The sequence below is a fragment of the Paenibacillus sp. FSL K6-1330 genome, from assembly GCF_037976825.1.
In the GTDB taxonomy this organism is placed as follows: Bacteria; Bacillota; Bacilli; order Paenibacillales; family Paenibacillaceae; genus Paenibacillus_AQ.
The window spans coordinates 380,649-404,055 of the sequence record NZ_CP150269.1 but is presented as its reverse complement, the minus strand read 5'-3'; the positions used below and the strand labels follow the sequence as shown (position 1 = coordinate 404,055).

General features: G+C 45.2%; 21 protein-coding genes. 1 reads left to right on the top strand and 20 read right to left on the bottom strand.

Annotated features, from left to right (window positions below):
* Nucleotides 1–90 precede the first annotated feature (90 nt).
* The 20 genes from NYE54_RS01835 to NYE54_RS01740 all read right to left on the bottom strand — a co-directional run bounded on the left by NYE54_RS01835 (nt 91) and on the right by NYE54_RS01740 (nt 22,683).
* Nucleotides 91–1,896 (bottom strand): ABC transporter ATP-binding protein, encoded by a 1,806-nt coding sequence (locus NYE54_RS01835; protein WP_339269588.1) that lies wholly within the window; start codon nt 1,894–1,896, stop codon nt 91–93.
* Nucleotides 1,893–2,396 carry a lasso peptide biosynthesis B2 protein gene (locus tag NYE54_RS01830; protein ID WP_339269586.1) on the bottom strand — a complete coding sequence of 168 codons (504 nt, stop codon included), beginning with the start codon at nt 2,394–2,396 and terminating at the stop codon, nt 1,893–1,895. Before NYE54_RS01830 ends, NYE54_RS01835 begins: the two co-directional genes overlap by 4 nt.
* Nucleotides 2,397–2,398: 2 nt before the next feature.
* The gene (locus tag NYE54_RS01825; protein WP_076322552.1) at nt 2,399–2,689 is read right to left on the bottom strand and encodes a lasso peptide biosynthesis PqqD family chaperone; all 291 of its coding nucleotides are present in this window, start codon (nt 2,687–2,689) and stop codon (nt 2,399–2,401) included.
* Between the two features lie 115 nt (nt 2,690–2,804).
* Nucleotides 2,805–3,977, bottom strand: coding sequence for a nucleotidyltransferase family protein (locus NYE54_RS01820; protein ID WP_339269583.1), 1,173 nt, complete (start codon nt 3,975–3,977; stop codon nt 2,805–2,807).
* 49 nt (nt 3,978–4,026) lie between these two features.
* Nucleotides 4,027–5,013, bottom strand: coding sequence for a GDP-mannose 4,6-dehydratase (locus NYE54_RS01815; protein ID WP_339269581.1), 987 nt, complete (start codon nt 5,011–5,013; stop codon nt 4,027–4,029).
* Nucleotides 5,010–5,996 carry a GDP-mannose 4,6-dehydratase gene (gene gmd, locus NYE54_RS01810; RefSeq protein WP_339269579.1) on the bottom strand — a complete coding sequence of 329 codons (987 nt, stop codon included), beginning with the start codon at nt 5,994–5,996 and terminating at the stop codon, nt 5,010–5,012. Before gmd ends, NYE54_RS01815 begins: the two co-directional genes overlap by 4 nt.
* A 71-nt stretch (nt 5,997–6,067) precedes the next feature.
* A complete protein-coding gene (locus tag NYE54_RS01805; protein WP_339269577.1) occupies nt 6,068–7,405 on the bottom strand; it encodes a UDP-glucose/GDP-mannose dehydrogenase family protein in 1,338 nt (445 codons plus the stop codon).
* A gap of 34 nt (nt 7,406–7,439) precedes the next feature.
* On the bottom strand, nt 7,440–8,816 hold the full coding sequence (locus NYE54_RS01800) for a sugar phosphate nucleotidyltransferase (protein WP_339269575.1): 1,377 nt from the start codon (nt 8,814–8,816) through the stop codon (nt 7,440–7,442).
* Nucleotides 8,817–8,819: 3 nt separating this feature from the next.
* Nucleotides 8,820–9,959, bottom strand: a complete 1,140-nt coding sequence (locus tag NYE54_RS01795; protein WP_339269573.1) for a glycosyltransferase — start codon at nt 9,957–9,959, stop codon at nt 8,820–8,822.
* Nucleotides 9,959–11,155 carry a glycosyltransferase family 4 protein gene (locus NYE54_RS01790; RefSeq protein WP_339269571.1) on the bottom strand — a complete coding sequence of 399 codons (1,197 nt, stop codon included), beginning with the start codon at nt 11,153–11,155 and terminating at the stop codon, nt 9,959–9,961. The genes NYE54_RS01795 and NYE54_RS01790 overlap by 1 nt, the downstream gene beginning before the upstream one ends.
* Entirely contained in the window at nt 11,152–12,339 is a 1,188-nt protein-coding gene (locus NYE54_RS01785) for a glycosyltransferase family 4 protein (protein WP_339269570.1), read from the bottom strand. The genes NYE54_RS01790 and NYE54_RS01785 overlap by 4 nt, the downstream gene beginning before the upstream one ends.
* Nucleotides 12,340–12,405: 66 nt before the next feature.
* Nucleotides 12,406–13,734 (bottom strand): oligosaccharide flippase family protein, encoded by a 1,329-nt coding sequence (locus tag NYE54_RS01780; protein ID WP_339269569.1) that lies wholly within the window; start codon nt 13,732–13,734, stop codon nt 12,406–12,408.
* Complete coding sequence (locus NYE54_RS01775; RefSeq protein WP_339269567.1) at nt 13,706–14,905, bottom strand: glycosyltransferase family 4 protein; 1,200 nt, start codon at nt 14,903–14,905, stop codon at nt 13,706–13,708. Before NYE54_RS01775 ends, NYE54_RS01780 begins: the two co-directional genes overlap by 29 nt.
* Entirely contained in the window at nt 14,902–15,684 is a 783-nt protein-coding gene (locus NYE54_RS01770; RefSeq protein WP_339269565.1) for a GDSL-type esterase/lipase family protein, read from the bottom strand. Before NYE54_RS01770 ends, NYE54_RS01775 begins: the two co-directional genes overlap by 4 nt.
* A 1-nt stretch (nt 15,685) precedes the next feature.
* Entirely contained in the window at nt 15,686–17,110 is a 1,425-nt protein-coding gene (locus tag NYE54_RS01765; RefSeq protein WP_339269563.1) for an O-antigen ligase family protein, read from the bottom strand.
* Between the two features lie 49 nt (nt 17,111–17,159).
* Nucleotides 17,160–17,858, bottom strand: coding sequence for a sugar transferase (locus NYE54_RS01760; RefSeq protein WP_127594056.1), 699 nt, complete (start codon nt 17,856–17,858; stop codon nt 17,160–17,162).
* Between the two features lie 22 nt (nt 17,859–17,880).
* Nucleotides 17,881–18,771, bottom strand: a complete 891-nt coding sequence (gene galU / locus NYE54_RS01755; protein WP_339273360.1) for a UTP--glucose-1-phosphate uridylyltransferase GalU — start codon at nt 18,769–18,771, stop codon at nt 17,881–17,883.
* A 307-nt stretch (nt 18,772–19,078) separates the two neighbouring features.
* The gene (locus NYE54_RS01750) at nt 19,079–19,711 is read right to left on the bottom strand and encodes a CpsD/CapB family tyrosine-protein kinase (protein WP_339269560.1); all 633 of its coding nucleotides are present in this window, start codon (nt 19,709–19,711) and stop codon (nt 19,079–19,081) included.
* Nucleotides 19,692–20,444 carry a Wzz/FepE/Etk N-terminal domain-containing protein gene (locus NYE54_RS01745; RefSeq protein WP_339269558.1) on the bottom strand — a complete coding sequence of 251 codons (753 nt, stop codon included), beginning with the start codon at nt 20,442–20,444 and terminating at the stop codon, nt 19,692–19,694. Before NYE54_RS01745 ends, NYE54_RS01750 begins: the two co-directional genes overlap by 20 nt.
* 271 nt (nt 20,445–20,715) lie before the next feature.
* A complete protein-coding gene (locus tag NYE54_RS01740; protein ID WP_339269556.1) occupies nt 20,716–22,683 on the bottom strand; it encodes a glycosyl hydrolase family 28-related protein in 1,968 nt (655 codons plus the stop codon).
* 241 nt (nt 22,684–22,924) lie between these two features.
* Between NYE54_RS01740 and NYE54_RS01735 the strand changes: the two genes are divergently transcribed.
* Nucleotides 22,925–23,383, top strand: a complete 459-nt coding sequence (locus NYE54_RS01735) for a VanZ family protein (protein WP_339269554.1) — start codon at nt 22,925–22,927, stop codon at nt 23,381–23,383.
* Nucleotides 23,384–23,407 lie beyond the last annotated feature (24 nt).

Sequence of the window (23,407 nt, the reverse complement as noted above, 5' to 3'; positions counted from 1 at the left end):
CCCGGTGAAATACCGGGAAATGGCCGTAGGGTTGCAGCTTTAAACAACACGTCTTGCACATACAGCAGTGTTATGCGATCCAATCAGAGGTTACATCTGAGCACCTGTCTGATAACTCAGCAGCTGCCGGAAAGTGCCTTTGTGATCTTGGGAAAGCTGCTGATACCCCCCCTGCTGGATAACCCGCCCTTGCTCCATCACGATGACCTGATCGGCATGGCGAATGGTGGACAGTCGGTGGGCGATCACGATGATCGTCATGCTCCCTTTCAGCTGTTCCAACGCTTCCTGTATCCGCTGCTCGTTCTCACTGTCGAGTGCGCTTGTCGCTTCGTCCAACACCAGAATCGAAGGCTTTTTCAAGATAGCTCTCGCCAGCACAATCCGCTGACGTTCTCCACCGGACAGGCGGATACCGCGGTCACCAATGACGGTGTCGAGGCCTAGCGGAAGCCCATGTACGAATTCGTCGGAGGCTGAAAACCTCAGCGCTTCCCACAGCTCGTTATCCGAGGCATCGGGAGCAACCAGCTTCAGATTATCCCGGATGCTCTCATTGAAGAGAAAAGGATCCTGCGCCACATATCCGATACCCCCTCGGAGCGACATCAACTGACGTTCGTCCTCCATAGACACGCCGTCCACAAGAACTTGCCCGCTCTCCGGTTGGATCAGTCCCATAAGAAGATCGATAAGGGTGCTCTTGCCCGCCCCTGATTTGCCGACGATGGCCGTCATGCGATTAGCAGGAATATGTAAGTTGATATTTCGCAAAGCATAGACGGGGGAAGCGCCATCGTACCGATAGTCCACATGAGTACAATCGATTCCATGCTGCAGCTGAAGTCGCTCGCCCCCTGTCATCGAAATCGATCCGGCGATCTCCCTGTCTACCTCGTATTCCGCTTGCAGCTCGCGTATCGCCCGGAAGGCCGGGAAATTCGACACGAGCTGCTCGGTGCTCGATTGAATGCTGATAAATCTAGGCCATAGGCGCGAAAAGATAAGAACGATCATCAGCAGCTGTTCAGCAGGCGTACGCAGCACTTCCAGCGCCAAATACACAAATCCGGCAACCAGCAATACAGACGAGAGCCGATAGATCAGCTGGGACAAGGAATTGATCTTGCCAAATTGGATAAAATTATGCTCCATTTTTCGCGACAGCCTGTCAAACCAGTTCATATGAAATGGCTCCAACCGGTTGCTCTTAATATCCTTTATGCCGTTGAAATGTTCGCTGATGCCCGCAAAATAATATTTCGAAAGCTCTGTCGTCTGCTCGCCGATCCGCTTCGACCGCCGGATGAATCGGCGTCCAAACAGGGCAAGGAGCCCACCGCTCATCAGGACGATGAGGGTCAGCATCGGGGCAAGCCATAGAGCAAGCCCAATCTGAATTATCGTGAACAAGAAAGACGAAACCATCTGCAAGAACAGAAACGTGCCTTGATTCACGCGCCCGAGTTCATTGGTCATGACATGGTTGAAATCCGACTTGCGGTGGCGCAGGAAGAACTCCCACTTGGCATGCAGCAACCCCTGATACGTTTCCATGCGCAGTTTGCGAATGAATCGCTGCAATATTTTTGCATTCAACAGGTTCTGACTGCGCTGCAGCAGGGCTTGCCCGCCCACAATCACCACATAGAGGACCAGCACCATCGGCAAATTGAACTGCAATGACCATGAACCAGCTAGATCCATCAAGGTTGAGACAAGCGGCACCCCGCTCAAATCGGTCTGGAATACACCAATGACACCGAGCAGAGGGACGATCAAATAGATGCCGATGCCGTCCAGAACACTGATGAACAGGATCATACCCATATTGAGGTAGAGCTTAAACCCGGCCATCCCATGCATTTTACGGATAAAATAAAAGAGATCCTTCAATGTAAAAACTCCTTATCGGATGACCGCTTCAAGTTCAAACCTTCGGTCCCCATATCCTTACCGAATATCCCGACAACGGCATACCTTTCATGCCCTTCTCTTCCCGTTACAATATAAGAGCCGAAGCGGAGCCAGGCATGGGCAACCATCATTCCGTTATCGTCCCGACCGCTTCCCAGATAAAGTGTACTCGGAATCCCTCTTCGCTCCAGCATCTTCATCGCGGCAACGGCTTTAACCAGGCATTGGCTTTCCCACCATGTGACACGGCTCATGGTATGGACGGCTCTGGAGATTTGGCGGACAAGCGAAAGCTCCTCCTCCGTATAGCCCACATACGGTGTCTCCTTCATAGGTTCTCCCAGAGACGGAGATACCTTTTGAAAAGGGAACAGCTTGAACACTCTTCCCCAAGCCAGATACAAGTAAGCTTCTGCCAACATAAGCTTCATGCTTACAGGATAAGACATGAATCGGCGTGCTTTCCGGTACAGGCTCATTGCTATTTATCCACCTGAACAAGGCCTTCTGTGGCTAACTGCTTGAGGAATAATCGTACCTGCTGCTCACAGAGCTCCGGTTCGATCTCATATTCCAATACCAATTGATCCACCATATTGGAGATCGTGACGGGAGACGAAATAAGTTCCCATATCCGCCCGCCAATCCGTCCCAGATTATAATACTTGCCGTTTTCGATGCTCAGCATCACCTTCTCGCCATCCATATCACTGACCAAGAAACCTTCGGATTGTACAACGAGAGCGTCTGTCGTGATTAATTCAGTAGTCATGGATAGAACCCCCCTTTTTTCAGCTATATAAACTGGCCTGAGAATATTCTGATGATACCCGCTTCTACAAAATGGATTGTGATTGTGATCCAATGATAAAAGCGATGATGCACCCTTAAATCGATGGTTGTTTCATACGCCGCCAGAACCAGAGAAATGGCCGGAGCGGATAATACAGAAAGTGCAGTGATTTGGGTAATGGCAGTACCGAAGCGTCCCGCGAATTGGGCAGAAACTTATTCAATATATACAAAACTTTCTGTTTTCCCGTCATTAACGAGAATAGGTAACGGTTATAACGCCATGCCACGCTTTTCTCCGGCACCGGGTTCAATTTGACGATCCTTTTAATATAGTAGAGTGCACTTTGTGCAAGGCGGTGGGCTTTGGAGTTTATCGTTAATACAGTCATATCGTGCGGAATGTCGACTGAGAACAGTCGCGATAAAAGAATAAAGGCCTGCCCTACATATTGCTGTCCCCCATATCGCTCAAAGTGGGCCTTCATATCGTTGCTGTTTATCATGGGAAGCAGCCTTGCAATATCCATCAGCCAACGCAGCCGGAACCAACCATGCCTGGCACCATGGTCGGCCAAATAGTTTAGCAAATCCTCATTTCCCAGATAATGATAAATCTGATGGGACAGCATCACATCATTCCTGCGCTCCCACAATAAATCAAAGGAAAATGACTTGTTATAATGAGGATTCAGACGCCAGTGAACTTCGATCTGCGCTGAATTTTTCTTATGCTCGTAGGACAAATGATGGCTTGTTTTCTTCCAATTTCCCAAGATACGTTCATCCTGCAATTCGTACCCAAGCTGTACCAGCACCCGTTCAACTCTTTCCACGTCATCCGCATCCACCAAGATATCCAAATCCTTCGAAGTCCTATGTGCCAGATCCCCATAGAGCTGCGTAGCTAGTATAGGGCCTTTAAGCAAAAGTGTACGCACCCCAGTATCCTTGAGCGCCTCACAAAGCTGGCTCATTTCCCTGCTTAAATGAAGCATTTTCATCACGTTACTATGATAATGCTGCTGGAGAGACGCCATAACCTCGGATGGAATGAGGGATGCATCCACCCCTTTAAGTCGCAGATATACAAGCGGATAAACCCGGTGGTGCAGCGCGAGTTTCATGAACATATCCCAATCGATATCCGATGCATATTGCTTTATGAGAATTTCTTCATGCGTGTTATTGCGGAGAAGATAGAGTAAAAAAGACAGCTCTTTGGAGATATCACTCAGGTCCAGCTTAACGGCATCTTCAATAATCAAGGTATCCACCCCCTATCTATATAAATTGGTAAGCGTAAAAGTCCTCCAATCAGATCTGCTGACTTTCTAATGTCAGTTGCACTTCCTCAGAAGATATATATAAGTGCCGCTCCTTCCAATACATGTAAATATCCCTCAAGCTATTTTCTAAAGAGATTGAAGGGGTCCACCCGGTCGCCTCCGTCAACTTACCATTCGAGCCATAATACTCAGGAACATTATTTGGTCTTAATTTGTCTTTGTCTATCACAACCTCGATTGGCTTGGATGAAAAGGATACGAGCAGCGTAAGGATGTCTTGGATGGAGACACATTTACCGGAGCACACGTTATAGACTTCTCCCGATTTACCTTTTTCAAAAAGCAACCGGTACGCCTCTACGATATCTCTCACATCTGTAAAATCTCGTTTACTGCTTAAATCCCCAACAGAGATTACCGGCTCAGCTTTACCCAACTCTATCTTAATCAGTTGGTTGGCAAAGTCACTTGTTACGAAACCCAGGGCTTGGCCCGGGCCTATATGATTAAAGGCTCGGGCGTGAATGATATTTATTTGATAAACACTACAATATGAGAGTATCAACTTACTCAAAGTAAGTTTGGACAACCCGTAAGGGTTGCCTGGATTCGTATCTGCGTCCTCCACGATCGGTAAATCTTTAACTAATCCATACTCTTCCGACGAGCCTATCGATATAATTCTTACGCTGCTTTTTATGGAGGAGTCCTTGACAGCCTCAAATAGTCCGATAGCATCCATTACATTTGATTGAAAGGTTTCATTAATATGACCCCATGAATACTGAACTGAGCTTTGACCCGATAGATGAAAGATAACATCCGGTTTTACTGCTTCTATAACATTCGTTATCGTTTCTTTATCATAGAAGTCAATTTTAAGGATATGCACTCCTTCTAGCATGGAAGAAGGCGCCCCACGTGATGCGCCCCATACTTCATAACTATGATCAACTAAGTTTTGAGCTAGGTGCCTGCCAACAAAACCACTAACTCCGGTAACTAAGGCTTTCATTGGTGTACCAAATAATTATTATTGCTGGAGATTTTCTGCAAATCGTTATCGACCATCATCTTAACCATTTGCTCAAATCCAACCTCCAACTTCCATCCGAGCTTCTCTTTCGCTTTTGAACAATCCCCTAGCAATAAGTCCACCTCAGCTGGACGAACGAACTTTTCATCAATAACAACATAATCTCTCCAGTTGAGGTCCACATGACCAAAGGCAATGGCGACAAGTTCCTCTACGGTATGGGTTTCTCCTGTTGAAATAACAAAATCTTCTGCCTTGTCTTGCTGCAGCATGAGCCACATGGCCTTTACATAATCGCCTGCAAATCCCCAATCACGTTTGGCATCCAGGTTGCCCAAACGCAACTCTGTTTGGAGTCCCAATTTAATTCTTGCCACCGCGTCCGTTACCTTTCTGGTCACAAATTCCACGCCTCTGCGAGGAGACTCATGGTTGAACAGAATGCCGGAGCAAGCATACATATCATAGCTTTCGCGATAATTAACGGTTATCCAGTGCCCGTAAACCTTGGCTACACCGTAAGGACTGCGCGGATAGAATGGGGTTGTCTCCTTCTGAGGCGTTTCCACCACTTTACCAAACATCTCACTGCTCGATGCCTGATAGTATCTTGCATCTGGCTTTGCATAGCGTACAGCCTCGAGCATGTTGGTGACACCAATCGCTGTTGATTGTCCTGTCAGTATAGGCTGAATCCATGAAGTGCCTACGAAAGATTGGGCTGCCAGATTATACACCTCGTCTGGATTCGAAATGCGCACCGCATTAAACAGTGAACCCTGATCCAGTAAATCACCATCGATAAATTCAATTTCATTCTGAATATGTTCGATATTCTCCATGATTGGAGTACTAGTTCTTCTACGCAGTCCATAAACCTTATAGCCCTTCTCCAGCAGTAATTCCGCTAAATAAGAGCCGTCCTGTCCAGTTATTCCAGTAACGAGTGCATTCTTAGTCACGATAAATTTTCCCCTTTATCCATAATTTATAATACTGATGGTGAGTACATGTTTTACATACAATCATTGACCTACAAGGCAAGAGATGGTGCCTTTTCCTTAATCCCGCCCCGCATATTGGGCCTGCCAACCGAGTAATAAACAAGCTGGGTATTAGCCAACTGCTCCTCTGTGTATATATTCCTTCCATCAATCAGATAAGGTGAATTCAACCATTCGGCAATGTCGGTTAACGAGATACGCTCGAATTCCTTCCATTCGGTCAGAATGCACAGTGCGTCTGCCTGCCAAGCCGCTTCCTTCGCTTCTTGACAGTAAACGATCTGTTTGAAATCTGAGTGATTTTTGAAATTGCCGGATGCAATAGGATCATAAGCTCTAATTCTGGCCCCCCGCTCCTGCAAGGCAGCAATAATTTCGAACGCGGGAGAGTCGCGAACATCATCAGTCTCTGGCTTGAACGCTAACCCCCAAATGCCGATTGTCGCCCCGGATAAATTACCCAGTAAAGTCTCGAGCTTGCGGACCACATTAAATCGTTGATCACGATTAACCTCAACAACGGACTTCAAGAGCTTGAAATCATAATCCATCTGTCCCGCTATTTGAATAAGTGCTTGTGTATCTTTAGGGAAGCAGGACCCGCCATAACCAATGCCCGCTTTCAAAAATGAAGAGCCGATGCGTCTGTCATAGCCCATACCAGAGGCTACCTTCGTCACATCAGCTCCAACTTTTTCACATATATTCGCAATTTCATTTATAAAAGATATTTTGGTTGCCAGAAAAGCATTCGAGGCGTATTTAATCATCTCGGCACTTCGAATATCGGTTACGATGATATCCGAGGTCAACGTTTTATGAAGATCAACCAGTTGTCTCTCCGCTCTCTCGCTGTCGGTTCCAATGATGATACGATCAGGATTCAACGTATCATAGACCGCTGTTCCTTCACGTAAAAATTCAGGAACCGATGCGATATCAAACGATTCATTCGTATATTCCGAAATGATCTCCCGGACCTTCTCGTTGGTTCCAACCGGAACCGTGCTCTTCGTTACGATAATTTTGTAACTATTCATGGCTCGCCCGATCTCTTTGGCCGCCTGTTCGATGTAGCTCAGATTGGCATGACCATTAGGCAAGGATGGCGTTCCCACTGCGATAATTACAATATCCGAGCTCTTGACCGATTCATTTAGGTCTGTTGTAAAGTTTAATCTGCCTGCTGCTTGGTTCGTAACGATTAATTGTTGAAGCTCTGGTTCATATATGGGGACCTCTCCACGATTAAGCTGCATGATCTTCTGTTCGATTTTATCGACGCATATAACTTCATTCCCAAGCTCAGCAAAACATACGCCCGAGACCAATCCGACATACCCGGTTCCAACTACCGTTAATTTCATCTCTTATCACTCCCATGAGTAGTGAAAATCTCTGTTACACAGAAACAATATGAATGATTTCCTCCCACCTGGTGGCCAGTCTCACAATATCGTCTTCAATGAGCTCACTACCCGTCTGAACCTCAATAATTTCTAGCTCTGTTATCGCTCTTATGCTATGCTTCGCTTCGATCGGAATGACAATGACATCGCCAGCTTTAATATGACGGACATCATCATTTAGTATCATTTCACCTTCTCCGGATATTACCGTCCACACTTCTCTGCGCAGCATATGGTATTGATAGCTTAAGTTTTGCCCTTCATGAATACAGATACGTTTCGTTAATACCTCGCAGCCATTCGGATATTTAGTATAGTCAAGTACACGGTAGCGTCCCCAGCGGCGCTCTTCATGCATGGGCCGTTGATCTCCAAATTTGACCACCTCTTTAAGTCGCATACTGGCATTCTTCTCAGATACAAGAATCCCGTCTGGACTAGCAGCAACGATCAAATTCCGAGCACCTATGACGGTTATTGGAATATCCAGCTCATTAATAACATGTGTGTTGGAAGAATCCTCGCTCAATGTGCCCCGCCCCACTAAGGGGTTTTTGATTTCCTCTGTCAGCACATTCCATGTGCCTAAGTCTTTCCACAAGCCGCTATAAGGCATAACCACAATATTATTTGTTTTCTCCACCACAGCGTAATCAAAGCTCGTTTTTTGCATTCGATTATACTGCAGAAGTAATTCATCATATTGAATGGGAAGAGACTGCTCTATAAGATGATTGATGAGATAACCGAGCCGAAAGGCAAATACGCCGCAATTCCAGAGGGCGGATTGCTCCAGCAGCTGAAGAGCGTGTTGTTCTTCAGGCTTCTCAACGAAATGGCTAACCTTGTAGAATTCCACCCCATTGCTTAACTGCGATACAGACTGCGGTACGATATAACCAAATTTCGAGGAGGGATGATCTGGCGAAACCCCCATTAATCCAAGATCCGCTTCCGTTTCAAGCATTAATGCTTCCAGTTCCATTACTTTCTCAAAGAAGTGATCCTCTACAAAAGGATCAACGGGGAGCACAATGACAACGTCATTCAGACTGACACCCTTCACGGAGTATAAATAACCAGCAGTTAAGGCAATTGCCGGGAAAGTATCTCTTCGTTCAGGTTCAACAACGATTTCCACCTCGTGTCCAAGCTGATTTTGAAGCAGTTCAACTTGCGATCTTCCGGTTGCGACAACAGCGGTCTGAGTCAAGTTCATCTTGCCAAGCTGATTCCATACCCTCTGTACCATCGATTCACGTTGGCCAGCTGCGTTATTCAGTATTTTAAGAAACTGTTTGGAGCGTGTCTCATTAGACAGCGGCCACAATCGGTTTCCGCTACCTCCTGACAATAGAACAATATGCATTTGCTAATAACTCCCCTCCGGTTCTGGAATAGTCGATTTGATCTCTCTTGATTTCAGCGAAGATTCAATGATGGACTGCATCCGTTCGATAAATACGTGTTCGCTGAATTGTTCTGCATGCTGCCTTATATACTGTGGGTCCCAATGATATTGATCGAACCGGTTAATCGTATTCACCAAGGAGTTTATCGACTGCTCCTCGAAATATAATCCTGTCTGTTCAGCTATAATGGTATCCAGCGCTCCGCCTCCATAGTAGGCAATAATCGGTCTGCCACACGCATTGGCTTCAAGAGGAGTTATGCCAAAATCCTCAATACCGGGAAATATCAATGCCTTGCAATTTTGCATATAGCGGACAACATCCTCGTCACTTTTTCTTCCAAGAAAAGTGATCGTGTCTCCAGCAAGCTGCTCCAGCCTTTTCCGATCCGGTCCATCTCCAATTACGATCAGACGCTTACCACTCTGTGTGCACGCCTCAATCGCCAAGTCTATTTTTTTGTAAGACACCAATCGAGAGACGACAAGAAAATAATCCTCCGGCACCCCTTCCTTGACGCTAAACCGGCTAACTTCTACCGGAGGAAATATGATTGGAGCATTTACTCCATAACACTGTTTAATTCGCTCCTTCACGATTGTGGAAATAGCGATCAAACGATCCACGTGTTCAGAGTTATTCTTATCCCATCTCTTCAAAGGATAGATCAGCCATTTCGCAATTCTTTTAACCAAACGGGGTACCTGAATGCTTTCCATATACGTATCGAAATCCCAGACAAAGCGCATCGGTGTATAGCAATAACAGACATGAAGACTCTGCCTACCCTTCCGAACCCCCTTCGCATAAGCACTACTGGAACTAAGAATAAGATCGTAGCTCTTCACGTTTATAGACCTTATTGAGAATGGGTACAGCCAGAAATAAAGCTTGAATTTATTCAATATCCCCGGGATTCGCTGCATCCAAGTCGTATGGATAACGGCGTCCTGTAACTCAGGCAGTAGTTTGTTACGATCGACGATGGTTGTGTAGATTGGTGCCTCGGGAAACATTTTGTGTAATACAGCCACCACACGTTCGGCTCCCCCCATTTGATTGAGGTAATCATGCACAATGGCTATTTTCAAATCCCGCATTATACCAGCTCCCTTGCATGCTGTTGCTCCACCTGCTTCATTCCTGGCTTAGACAACAGCTGTTGATAGATCAGCTCAATTTTTTGAGATGTCTGCTTAATCGAGAAGTGATCTCGGACGCGTTCTTGCCCGTTATGGCTAAGTGCCAACCACATTCGTTTATCTTTTAGTACCTGCCGGATACAGCGTGTAAGCTCTTCGATGTTTCCCGTCTCATACAGCAGCCCACTTTCACCGCTCTGGATAATTTCAGGCACACCGCCTCCAAGACTGCCAACAACCGGCATACCTTGTGACATAGCTTCAATAATTACGCGCCCAAACGGTTCATTCTCTGAGCATAATAAAAGGAGATCTGCTGCACAGCAGATCTCCAGTACATCATCTCTAAATCCAGTAAACCTAACCTTATCTTCGAGCTTTAACGTTCTAGCTCTGGCCTTTAAACGTTCAAGATAGCGTTCATTCTCCAGCCTGAATTTAGCCTCACCAACGATCCATAGAACCGCTTCCGGTTCTTCAACCGCAAACCTTGAAAATGCTTCAATCGCATCTTCCTGCCTCTTCCATGGGGCAATCTGACCAATTATGGCTAGCACTTTCGCATCCCGCGGTGTTTGGAACTCCGACCTTAAACGTGCTCTTATCTCGTCTTTTTCCCCCGCATTAAAATGAACCAGTTCTACTCCGTTATGCACGAGATGGCACCTCTCTTGTAAGGAGGGATGATCCATGCTATGAATAACCGATTCTGAAATACCGATGAGGGCCTGCGTCGTATGAACGGCTAATTTTTGAATAAGTTTTCCAATGAGTCCCTTAGGCGGCATATCTCGCAAATGCCATACGACAGGAAGCCTATGATACCAACCGAATAATGATGCCATCATACCAGCACGAATCGAATTGGCATGAATAAGATCTACCTGGCTTCGCTTCATAAGAAGAGCTAGCCTCCAACCTGCCCATAACATACCGAAAACGTATATAACAAGAAGAAGGGGATTCTTAGTTAACCTTGCACGAAAGCTTGGTATACCGACTGCTTCAAGCCCTTGACTGCGGGCCCTCTGAAGAAGCTCCCCCTCTGGCGCGAACAATATCGGATGGGCTTTGGTTAAATGCCTGGCGGTCAATAATAAGCTAATCTCGGCCCCGCTCACGGTACTCGTATGATTGTAGAAGGCAATCTTCATGTTCTAAGTACCTTTCTCTTCTCGATTTCTTCTGTAAATAACCCGGTCACAGCCTCAGCCACCCTGTTCCATGTATACCGATTCATCACATGCTGCCTGCATGTTTCCCGGGTTGGCAAAAATGAATTGTTATTGAGTACATCAATAATTTTTTCGCTCATGGCTTCAGATGTCCCGTCTTTGAACAGTAAGTCATTCGACAATTGCTGCAAAATCTCTTTGGTCCCCCCATATGGAGTTCCTAACACAGGCGTTCCACATGCAAGAGACTCAACAGTAATAAGACCAAATCCCTCTAAGGTAAGTGTCGGAACAACACTGATATCCGCAGCTTGATAGTATTGAACAAGCTCTTCGTTGGAAATTCTTCCAAGCAATTTAACATGCCAAGAGAGTCCAAGCCGACCGATTAACGCTTCATATTCCGCACGCATGGGTCCATCTCCACCAATGAACAGGCGAGATTCAGGATGTATCTTGATCACATCTACCATGGCATGAATCAGCCTGTCAATTCCCATCCTGCGGACTAATCTTCTTATACAGAAGAGTATAGGTTGATTAGCTGACATACCCAGCTGTTTTCTTAATTGCTCCCGATTGGGATGAGGACGAAAGCGTTCATGATCCACGGCTGCTGGTATAACATGAACGTCCCGCTCGTTCACATCATAGTTCTCTGCAAGCATCTGTTTAAAATATTGGCTCAAAACAATGAAGCTGTCGGAACGACGATAGCTTATTTGTTCTACTTGTTTCTTCAGCCAACACTTCACCTCTGTCATGACTCCGCTCTGCTTCTTCTCCTCAATCTTGGATTCCAGCGCCCAAGGCCCTTGAAAATGAGTAACGATCGGGACATGCGGCGGAATTTTCCTCCTAGTAACCATAGCCGAATAGAGTGCAAAATGCGGATTATACACATCCGGCTGGAAGCTGCCTACCGCTTGAAAGGAGCGCTTCTGTACAGATCTCATTCGAGATAGGAGATCGTGATTTGTTGTTCCTTCCGTAGTATTGATAATATTAAGATCAGTCTGTATACTAGCCCCCTGTGGACCCACGACAAGTCCAAGCTCGGTATGGCCATACTCCTTCATAGCTTTCATATAATCCGCAAAATAACGGTTTAACCCGCCATGCTGAATATCGATCCAACCCATTCCAGTTGTAAGTATATTCATCATAATCTCTCTTTTCTTCAATAAGATTTAACGGTAAAGCTAGCTCAATTGGCACAGTATGACTCCTTAGCCGCTCAATTGAATACGAATACGCTGAAGCAGCCATACGATATCCTTCTTCGTCAAGATAAAGTCCCGTGGTTTAATATGATGCTTCAGCGTATAGAGCAGGAAGATCAGAACAAATTCCACGACGGATGTAATCAACAGCGAAATTGCCGCACCTTCAATTCCCAGCATCGGGATAAGAATATTCAGCAGCACAATATTAAGCCCAAGGGTTGATACTCTAATGATGGTAACTACCCCCGGCTTGCCAGTAGACATAAAGCCTTGTGAAAGAATCCATGAAAGACTCGCAATCCCCGTTTGGAAGATTAAAATTCGGAATATCGGAACAGCATCCGTGAATGACTGTCCATACAGGAGAATTAACAGATACGGTGCAATAAGAAATACCGAGGCACCTACAAGAAGGGTCACCAGCATACTAACGCGGTAAACTTTGAACGTGAGTCGAATGGCTTCCGCCTGTTGAAGTCCGGACGCCTTGGGAAACAACACTGAGGTAATCGCAGTCTGAATCGTATTTAAAATTTTTGACAGGCTCAGCGATACAACATATAGGCCAAGACTGGCCGGCGATAGTAACCCTACTACCAAAATCTGATCAATATAACCGGAAAAGGTCCCGGCCACATCGGTTCCATAGGAACGGACCCCATAACTGAGCAGCTTTTTGGCGGATTCCAACTTGTTCCTCTGCTTCATTTTATAATGCAAGACCAGCTTGATTGTTATCCATATGGTGATTGGGATAGCGGGAAAAAGATATACGATCGATGTATAAAATGACGTAACATTCCCGGTTGCAACGAGAACACAGAGCAGAATCAGTGTACCCAGGACCGGAATATATCGCATGAAATTATACAAGAGGTATTCTTCCCTAGACTGTAAGGCTGCTATATTAATGGTGCCTAGTATGGCAAGCGGCGAAACTGCCAGTGCCCACACGGCAAATTCAATGACTTCCGGTGAGTATTCCTTCATCCAGAACGGGATGAGTGCAGCACCGATCGCTATGGCCACGCATCCAAGAATCAACGACATAATCAACGCGGTGATATAGAGCGAGCCCTGGTTCCCATCTTTTCTTGTCATATAATAGACCAGCGCTGACGGAATGCCTAAAGTTAAACAGTACGCCAAGAATTGCGGCCACATAATCATGGCTGCCTGTTCTCCACGGCCCTCAGGGCCTAAAGTCCTCGCGATAATAATACCTGTCAATACGTTGACACCGAGGATTAACACATTGGATGCAAATGTTTGCATCACATTGCCAAGACTGCCCCAACTTCTTTTATTTTTGAGTATATGTATTTTCAACATACCGTTCTTTCCCTTCAAGCCTGTCGATCGGCAGGATGCCTGACTGAGCGTTCATCGTCTCTCTGAATATTTCCATGTATTTGATCGCCATGGCCTCCCAGTCGTTTTGGAGCGCATGTTCCCTCGCTCTTCGTGCCATCCTTCTTAATTGTTCCGGATTGGAGGATAGTTCTCTGATTGCATTGGTCAGAGTCTGGACATCATCCGGATTGTCCAAGACTATGGCTGCATCGTCAGACAGAAGCTCAACCACGCCGCAGCGGTTGCTCATGATCACAGGCAGGCCTGATGCCATCGCTTCTAAAATGACAAGCGAGAACGACTCATACCTTGAAGGAAAAACAAACAAGTCGGCTAGCGCCATAAAATCTGCGATATTCTTCCGATACCCGAGGAAATGAACACGGTTCGAAATTCCTAATTGTTCGGCCAAGTTCGGATATGGGCTCCTTTCTGCATTTCCTAGAACCAGCAGATGAACATGCTCCACTTCGGATAACGCACGAAGCACTGTATCCAGATTTTTTATGCCTGAGTTCAAATCTCCTGCAAACAAGGCATAGACTGTATGCTCATCCAGCTTATAATCGGCTCTATTGATCGGCCATGGATAGAATTCACTCGTGTCAACGCCATTATGAACGACTGAAATGCGCCGACCGCCTAATTTTGCATCCCGGACAAGCTCCTGCTTCACCTGCTCAGATACGGAAATAATGTGCCGGGTTTTCTTCAGTGCGATTCGCTCCAGAACGGCATTGATCCCGTTATAGACGAAGTGGTAAAACGTTCTTATCGTTTTCTTTTCCCGAAACGGATGATACTTCGATTTCACCCACGCGCTATGAACTAAGTGCACACAATTGATATCAGACCGGGCATAAGTTATGAATCCATTGACCACAACTAGCTGAATACGGGCTCGACGAAGCCAGATTGAGCATGCGGAAACGATAGCAAATAACTGATTTCGCAGCAAGGCGATCGGGACTTTGCTAACATTGATCCTAATCCACTCCACTTGGGAATGATTTCGGAGGTCTTCCGACAGCTCTGAGGATATCACGATCACTTCGTGCCCTTGCTTTAAGGCCTCCACAATAACTTCATAATTGACTCTGCCTTGTCCGTCTCCCTTCTTCACCTTGTGCGTAACAAAACAGATTCTCATCGTTGTACCTCTTTCATCCATGGTTGTGCAGCAAGGGAATCCTCACGAATGGCACTGAGCAACGCTTTAGCAATTTTACTGTGTCCCAGTTCATTCGGATGAAACCGATCTTCCAAGTAATCACTCCATTTATTTAAGACTTGGGATGTGTCGCACAGATATACCCGGTTTGAATCTTGGCTGTTCTCGCAAATATCGTGCAATATACCTCTGTACCGCTTCATTGATTCTACAGATCCCGGAAAATATTTCTCCTCGATATCACTGGGAGTAAGCAGCACCACCTTGGTCTTCGGGCTGTTATTCAGAATGTTCAGAATAAGTTCGGTCGTATGCTGTCTAAATTCCTCGAGACTCATCCATGGTCTGCCGCCGAACACTTTAATCAGGGTCACCTTTACTCTCCATCGAATCGCCGATTCCACCTTTTCCATAAGTCTCCGCGTTGTTCGAGTCGAAAAATAAGGTCTTGGGTCCATCCAACCGGGCCTTCGCCACCGTCTGGGCAGCCAATTCAAATACTGTTTCTGTTCCCGTACAATGGATTCCGTAATGCCGTGGGCAAACACGATGAAATCCGGCTGCAGCTCCATAATACGCTGTTCATACTTCGCCCTTGATTCGTTTACCTGCATGGCGCTGGAGCCGAAATTCATGATATCAACAGGCTGGGAAAGCAGTGACTTGAGCTGTGCCTGCAACAAGTTGGCATAATTGGTATTGGAGCGAATGACACCTAATCCTTCCGTAATGGAGTCGCCTAAAAAAACGATTAACATGCTATAATTCCCTCCGATTTGTAGACGCATATGGAAATGCGAGTGAGATAATCAGCAGCAGAATATATCCGCTTAATCCGCTCAATACATTGCTTCCTAATAACAGAAATAGAATCGCACTGATAGCTGCAAAGGAAATCGGAGCATAACCCTTCTCTGTTTTGCTGATCTTGAAGAGAATCACGAACAGATATCCTAATAAAAAAATAACGGCCAGTCCCAGGGGTAAACCAAATGAATAAAACAAATTTAAATACCCATTATCAAATACAGCCACTGTATTCGAACTCTGGGTTAGCTTGACCCCCAGTCCCGAACTGCCCAGTCCTCTTCCAATGGGATTGGATATCACATCCGAGATAATATATTTAGCAAAGTCCAACCGCTCATTAAAAGAGTGATCCTCCTCCAATGACTCGAACGTGCTAATGCGCGAGGATACCTGATTGGCCCCCGGCAAGAGCGGAAGAATAAAGGTATACGCCAGCACCATAATGACACCTAAGGCTACCAACTGCACTTTGCTCTTTAATCGGGAACGGGCAAAATAGGCAACGATCATTATTACACACGTAATCCATCCAACCCGAACCAGAGTGAGCAGAAGCGCAAACGCGACGATCATGATGCCTACAATGCCAAACGCTCTCCACTTTTTTTGCACAATCATAATGGCTAGTGCAAACCCAAGAAACATGCCTGCTGGTCCCGGTGAATTCAGCAGAGAGAATACCCGGAATTTCTGAGGTTCCGGTATTCCGACTGAGTTCATATCCGCGGTTGTCATCCAGAAATGATCCCAAGGAGGCAAAACCAAGTATTGATAAATGCCGTAAACTCCAACAAGGACCGCAAGATAAGCAAAGCTTCTCAGCCATTTGTCCCAAACTTCCTTATCGAACTGACTGGCACTCACGTATAGCAGCACTAAGAATGGAACAAATAAGCTTATCAAGTCATATACAGAAGACAGCCCATATTTCATGAAACCGAGGATAAACCCATATATCAATGCCACGCCAATGATTTTTATGATCAGTCTTATTCTCGAATCGATCCGATTAAAGTGTTTGAGCGTTGTTATAAGTAATATCAATGAAACAGAATACGGAGTCAGCATGATAATCGATGTATCGCTGTACGACTGAAACGACCAGTCGAGCAAGCGTCTTACCTCAGGGCTGATCGTCCATATCAAAAGTGAGTATGGAATAAGAACATGGGGGCTCTTAAACTGGATATACAGCCCGATCAGCATACATAAGACCAGGAATACCAATTCCAGCAGTTTAATATGCAGAGTGTCAATGGAACTGAGCAATCCAATCAAAGTACCGCTCGCTATAATGACCCCGACCTGTATCGACCCACGAATCGTTCGTGCGGCGTTCCTTCTCCAAGAGCTTAATCCAGCGATCCTCTCCATATTTTCCAATCACCCTATCTTCCTCAAAAATTCCAATAGCACGCCTCAGTTAATAGGCTGAATTCGGAAGGATCATGATCTTGACGGTTTGAAGTATCAATTTCAGATCCATCCACAAGCCTCTTCGTTCGATATACTCCAGATCCAGCTCCAACATCTCATCAAAACTTAAATTGTTACGACCGCTCACCTGCCACAATCCCGTGCAGCCAGGGCTTACCCTCAATCGCAACCTGTCGTAATTGCTGTATAATTGAACTTCTCTTGGTAATGCCGGTCTTGGACCGACCAGAGACATCTCGCCGCAGAGAACATTCCAAAGCTGAGGCAACTCGTCAATGCTCGTCTTTCGAATCCATTTCCCAAGCTTCGTAATACGAGGATCATTCTTCATCTTGAACATCGCACCACTGACTTCATTTTGATCCAATAGCTCCTCAAGCAGTTCTTCTGCATTCGATACCATGGAGCGAAATTTGTACATTCGGAATGGCTTCTCATCCTTACCGATGCGTGTCTGGTAGAAAAAAACAGACCCTTTCGGGTCCTCCAGTTTTATAAGAATGGACACAATCACAAAGAGTGGCGACAACAGAACAAGACCGATGAAGGCCAATACACAATCCATGACACGTTTTATTGCCAGATACATAACTCTAGGTTCCGCCTCTAATGCCAAATCGTTTGCATATCGTTTATTTACTTCGAACACAACGTCTACTTCATTACGTTGCGGATTGGGAGACATGGATGATACACCTCTTCAGCTATTAATTTTTATTTGAATTTGAATACTCTCTTTCAAGAATCGTCTCCATACCTTGTAGAAGGGGTTTGCGGAGCTCCTCATTTTGAAGTGCAAAATCAAGAGTTGTCATAATAAATCCAAGCTTTTCACCTACATCATATCGGGTGCCTTCGAAATCATAGGCGTATACGCCCTGACTTTCATTCAGCTTCTGGATCGCGTCCGTCAACTGAATTTCTCCACCAGCGCCCTCCTCTTGATGCTCCAAAAAATCAAAAATTTCAGGAGTTAATATGTAGCGGCCCATGATGGCTAGTTTCGACGGTTCTTGACCGGCAGGAGGCTTCTCTACAAAATAATCCACTTCATACAAGCGGTTCATTTTACCCAGCGGAGCCACGATACCATAGCGATGCGTTTGATCATCGGGTACGGTTTGAACACCTATCACGGACTTCTGCAAGCGTTCGAACTGCTGCGCCAATTGCCGAGTACACGGTGTATCGGATTGGACAATATCATCCCCTAGCAGGACAGCAAACGGCTCGTTTCCTATAAAATTACGTGCACACCAAACGGCATGGCCTAGACCCCGGGCTTCTTTCTGGCGTATGTAATGGATTTCAACATTCGAAGCGCGCCGAACCTCATTAAGCAATTCATACTTCCCCTTGCTGAGCAAATTATGCTCCAGTTCAAACGCATGATCGAAATGGTCTTCAATGGAACGCTTGCCTTTACCCGTCACTATGATAATATCCTCAATTCCCGATGCCACGGCCTCCTCCACAATGTATTGGATGGTGGGTTTATCCACGATCGGAAGCATTTCCTTTGGCATTGCTTTTGTTGCAGGCAGAAAACGTGTACCAAGACCCGCTGCAGGAATAATGGCTTTCTTTACTCTCCTCATCACCCATTCACTCTCCAACTCTTATTTTTATGTAGACAACGGGTAGGCTCATTGTCCGTTTAGCAGAAACGCTCAGCTATATACTCTTCCCTGTAGAAAAGCACATAGCTAAGCCTTTCATGAAAAAAGGGCATTGAACCCGTCCTCACATTACACCCTCGACAATCATGTCTAAGGTCGATACGACCCACAGCGTAACCGAGTGTCTGCAGTGATAGAGGTGCAGCAGACATTACCTTTTCTTACTCATTTCTTCGCCTAATATCATCCCAGCCTGAAAGCCGTTCCTTATAGGTGATCTCTTCGATTAATTCAGCACAATCCCCAACATTCGGGCATTCACATGGTCCAGTTGCTCCTTCGCCTTTCTAAGATGATCCTTCTTTACCTTCCCGACAGCAGCTACCATAATGACTCCATCGCATAATGCACTGACAATCACGGAGTCCGATACGGAAAGCACCGATGGCGTATCGATAAGAATGACGTCATATTGCAGTTTTGACAGCTCCAGCAGCTCCCGCATAGCCGGTGAATCGATCAATTCCGATGGATTTGCGGGGACCGGTCCGGATGGCAACAGTGATAATCGTTCAACAGCCGTTTCCTGAACTGATTCCTGAAGATTTGTTTCTCCCGCAAGCAGAGTGCTTAAGCCTTGGGAGTTTAGCAGCGAGAACATCCGGTGCAGTGAGGGCTTGCGCAAGTCTGCATCAATCAGAAGCACACTCTTGCCTTCCTGAGCATAAGCTACCGCCAAGTTGCCTATCGCGGTACTTTTGCCTTCTCCGGGTTGCGACGATGTGACCATAACGGTCTTCAATTCCTGTTCCTTATAAAAAAATTGGATCTTGGTTCGAAGCAGTCGATAAATCTCTGAAATTGGCGATTTAGGATTGGCCGACACGATCAGATTATGGTTATTGATGGATCGACGCATATTGACTGTCACCTGCCTCCTGTTTTGGAATAGTTTTCGCTCTTGTGGACTTCTTCAGCTCTTTTCGGCTTATCCTCCCTACGACGGCAAGCACGGGTACTTCCATGATTTCTGCAATCTCCACTTCGGTCTTGAGCGTATCGTCCAAATAATCGAGCAGAAAGATAAAGCCGATCGCCAGAAGGAGTGAGATAACAAAACTAATAAACATGTTCATCACCGGATTAATATTAATAGGTGCAGGAGATATGGTTGTATCCGCTTCGCTCAGAATGGTTATATTGTCCACATTCATAATGTTCGGAATTTGCTCTTTAAATACCGTGGAGACAGCATTTACGACACTCGCGGCCTTTGCATAAGAGACATCCTCGTACACCAAATTCATCACTTGCGAATTGTTCGCCGAGGTAACGGATATTTTCGCGGCAATTTGTGAGGGGCTTTGCCCCAGCTCGGGGTACTGCTCAACCACTTTGTTCATCACGGCCGAGGATCTAATAATTTCTTTATACGAATTGATCAAAAAAATACTGGTTTGGATCGTGCTTGCATTGAGTGATGCCGCTCTGTCGCCCGAGAATTGGTTTACAATTAACTTAGCGTTCGCTGCGTAGACAGGTGTCGTAAAATAAAAGCTTTTTAAAGCGGCTGCTACCATCGCAATAATGACAATGACCACAATCACCCACCATTTTTTCTGAACAACTCGAAAATATTGTTTGAGTTCCATTCGGCTGCAAACCTCCGCTTATTTCTGGATTAAAAAACATGCCTTGAATTTCCAAACTCTTCGATACAATCTGTATATTTTACATTCCATAATTTACGATACATTTTGTATCATGTCAAGGCTAATTTTCATGAATTTACATAAAAATGACACAGTTTGTATCATATATATCACCTACTTTTCGTTCTAATCCAACAAAAAAATCAGCCATGTTGATGTACAAGATCAACAAAGCTGATTCACCGAAGAGGATCTGTTAACGAAGCAGTTATCATTTTGGGGTAATCTGCAAACTGCCGTTGACAATGGATAATTGATATCTGGCTCTTGTTACGGAGTCCGTCAGTATAATTCCGTTTCCTGGGCCCTCGATTTCCAGGGAATCGGTCATATAGCTATGTGGATACGGAGAATACGCCCCTATATGATCCCACGTCACCATCACCCCAGCAATATAGGTTTCTCCCACTTTGGGGATGAAAGATATGCTGAATTCATTCAATAAACCTGTTTGACTTGCAAGCTCTCTCCCACGAAGATGCTTCCAACCTTTTTCACGCCAAGTGATGGCATCGTTAAAAATATACTCCGCATTCTGGGCAGCTACTCGGCCCATTGATTTATATAACGAGCCGCTTTCATACTCCGTTTGCAAAATGAAATATTGCATGGCCAAGTTTCTGTTTGCATCTCCACGATACGGCAGTGTCTGGCTATTGAACTTGATCGCCATCATCGGTGACCGTACTCCATCTGGCGTGATTTTTAAAATGACCGGATGCGGACCGATGACCTGCTTCATCTCATTACTAATAGGGATCGGCACTTGGTCTGCTGTGACAAGACTAAGTACGCCTCCATTTACTATCGTCCAGTTCGATAGTACTTCTGGATTTTTGAGCAGGTTCGGCGCTGATACCGGCATTAACGTGCGATGCTCTCTTTCCTTCATACGAGCTTGTAAGTCAGCGCTTTTGTATAAAGGAGTAATCTTTCTGCGAATCACCGTATCCTCTGCTCCTAAACCAGTCAAATCGGATTCCTTATCCCCGGTTAGAATATCAATATATGCTGTTCCAATGGCACCCTGAGCATTCGATTTCTTTAATACTCCAAGTTCGTCATTAAATGTCGCCGGAGCTGTAACGGTTCCAAACCAAGCTGCATATTTTTGTTTTTCACCAGCAGGTATCAGTTCATCCGGCATCGAGTACTCCCACTTTGAAGGATTTCCTGTATAACTTGTTACTGACCAAGTAAAGCCGAAGCCGAATATTCTTAAATTCGAAGTCAAAGATTTACTCAATAGTTTGATTGCAGCTTCTCCACATTGCTCAAACTGAGCATTCATGTAGATGCCGCTTAATCCTATAACTACAGGAGCTGCCTTATAGTCATCAAGTCCACTGTCAATGCACTGATAAATAGCGTACGGTGAAAATCCAAGATGCGTTCTATGAATATTGGCATTGAACCCCCCGCGATGTCCAGCCGCTAATATCGTACCGAACATGATGCCGCAGAATGCTCCTGTTATACTGCCGCCTTGATAAAAATAATCCCCCGTGTTGATACGGCAATATACGCCAATTAATCCGTTCCAGGAACATTCGTATGAGGATACATGCCCATTGTTACTGTTAAGAAGCTGTCCAACCTTTACTCCGGATGTAGCAATATTTCTAAATATCGGTGTCGCTGATCCTGCTACTTCGAACGCAGCTGGACCTACGGCAAACATATCGTACAAACTTTGTTCAAATAACTCCTTATTAATCCAGTTGATGAGTTGTCTTGAGTTATATTGCGAGACCCCATAAACTCCAAAATCCTCAAAAACTGCTCTTACTCCAGCATTTGCAATTCTAATACAAGGGAGCAAATCCGTTGTAGTGTCGAGGGGATCCCAGATAATTCGAGTCCCCATTTGTCCGCTATCCACATAAGGAGCAATTCCATAGATCCCACGACTATTGTTCTCTATCGTTTGTCGGATCCGATAATTGCCTGCCGGCACAAACAGCTTATAACGCTTATCACACATTGCCATCGCTGCCTGGAATGCCGCAGTATCATCTGTTTTACCATCACCTACAGCCCCAAACCACTTAACGTTAATACCCCGGCTCATCATTTCCTCATCAAGCAAGTTAAAGTTGAAGCTTAAGTCTTCCAAGAGCATCTCATCGCTAGATGACCATGTATTCATCTTCATGTAATGGGTATACTTGTCAGCCATGCTGATATCCTCCTTGCTTCAAGTGGTAAACATGCATTCTGTAAACGCTTAACTAAGATGAATAGAAGGCATTCATCTTGTCTTGTTATCAAAAAAGCTGTTTTTAAACTTGAAATAAGTGTAGAGCTGCTATAATATACAACCTTAGTTAGATACATTATGTATCAACGGCCATTCCTGTTCCTGCATTTTATAAGAATGCACCCAATATTGAAGCGCTTTTATGAAAAGAGGCTCTGCTATGCGCATCGTTCTTACGATCATCTGGGCTCTTGCCCTGTTTATCTTCACTTGCTCCGTTAACTTCAATCTGTTAATCCAATATCATATTATTGATTTCCAACTCAATCCGAATCCCGATTGGTCGGAGTTGTTAAGGCTTGATTTCCAATGGGCTAGCCAGGACTGGATTTTACGGAAAATAGGCCATCTTATCGGATTCTTTATTCTTGCCTTGCTCGCTTCAAATTTCGGGAAATATAAATCGGCTTTTTATTGGGCTATTATCTACGCTGCTTTAACGGAGATTCTTCAGCTTTTCTTTTTTCGGGGAGGCCGGATCTATGATGTGATTAACGACTCCTTCGGTGTTCTACTGGCTTATCTATTTTGTTTAATCCTGTTCAACACTAGCTCAAGACATAAAAGAATTTTAATCGAGGTTGTACATCCTTTTCCAAGCAAGAAAAATAATAAATAAAAAAAACATTGATACGTATTGTAT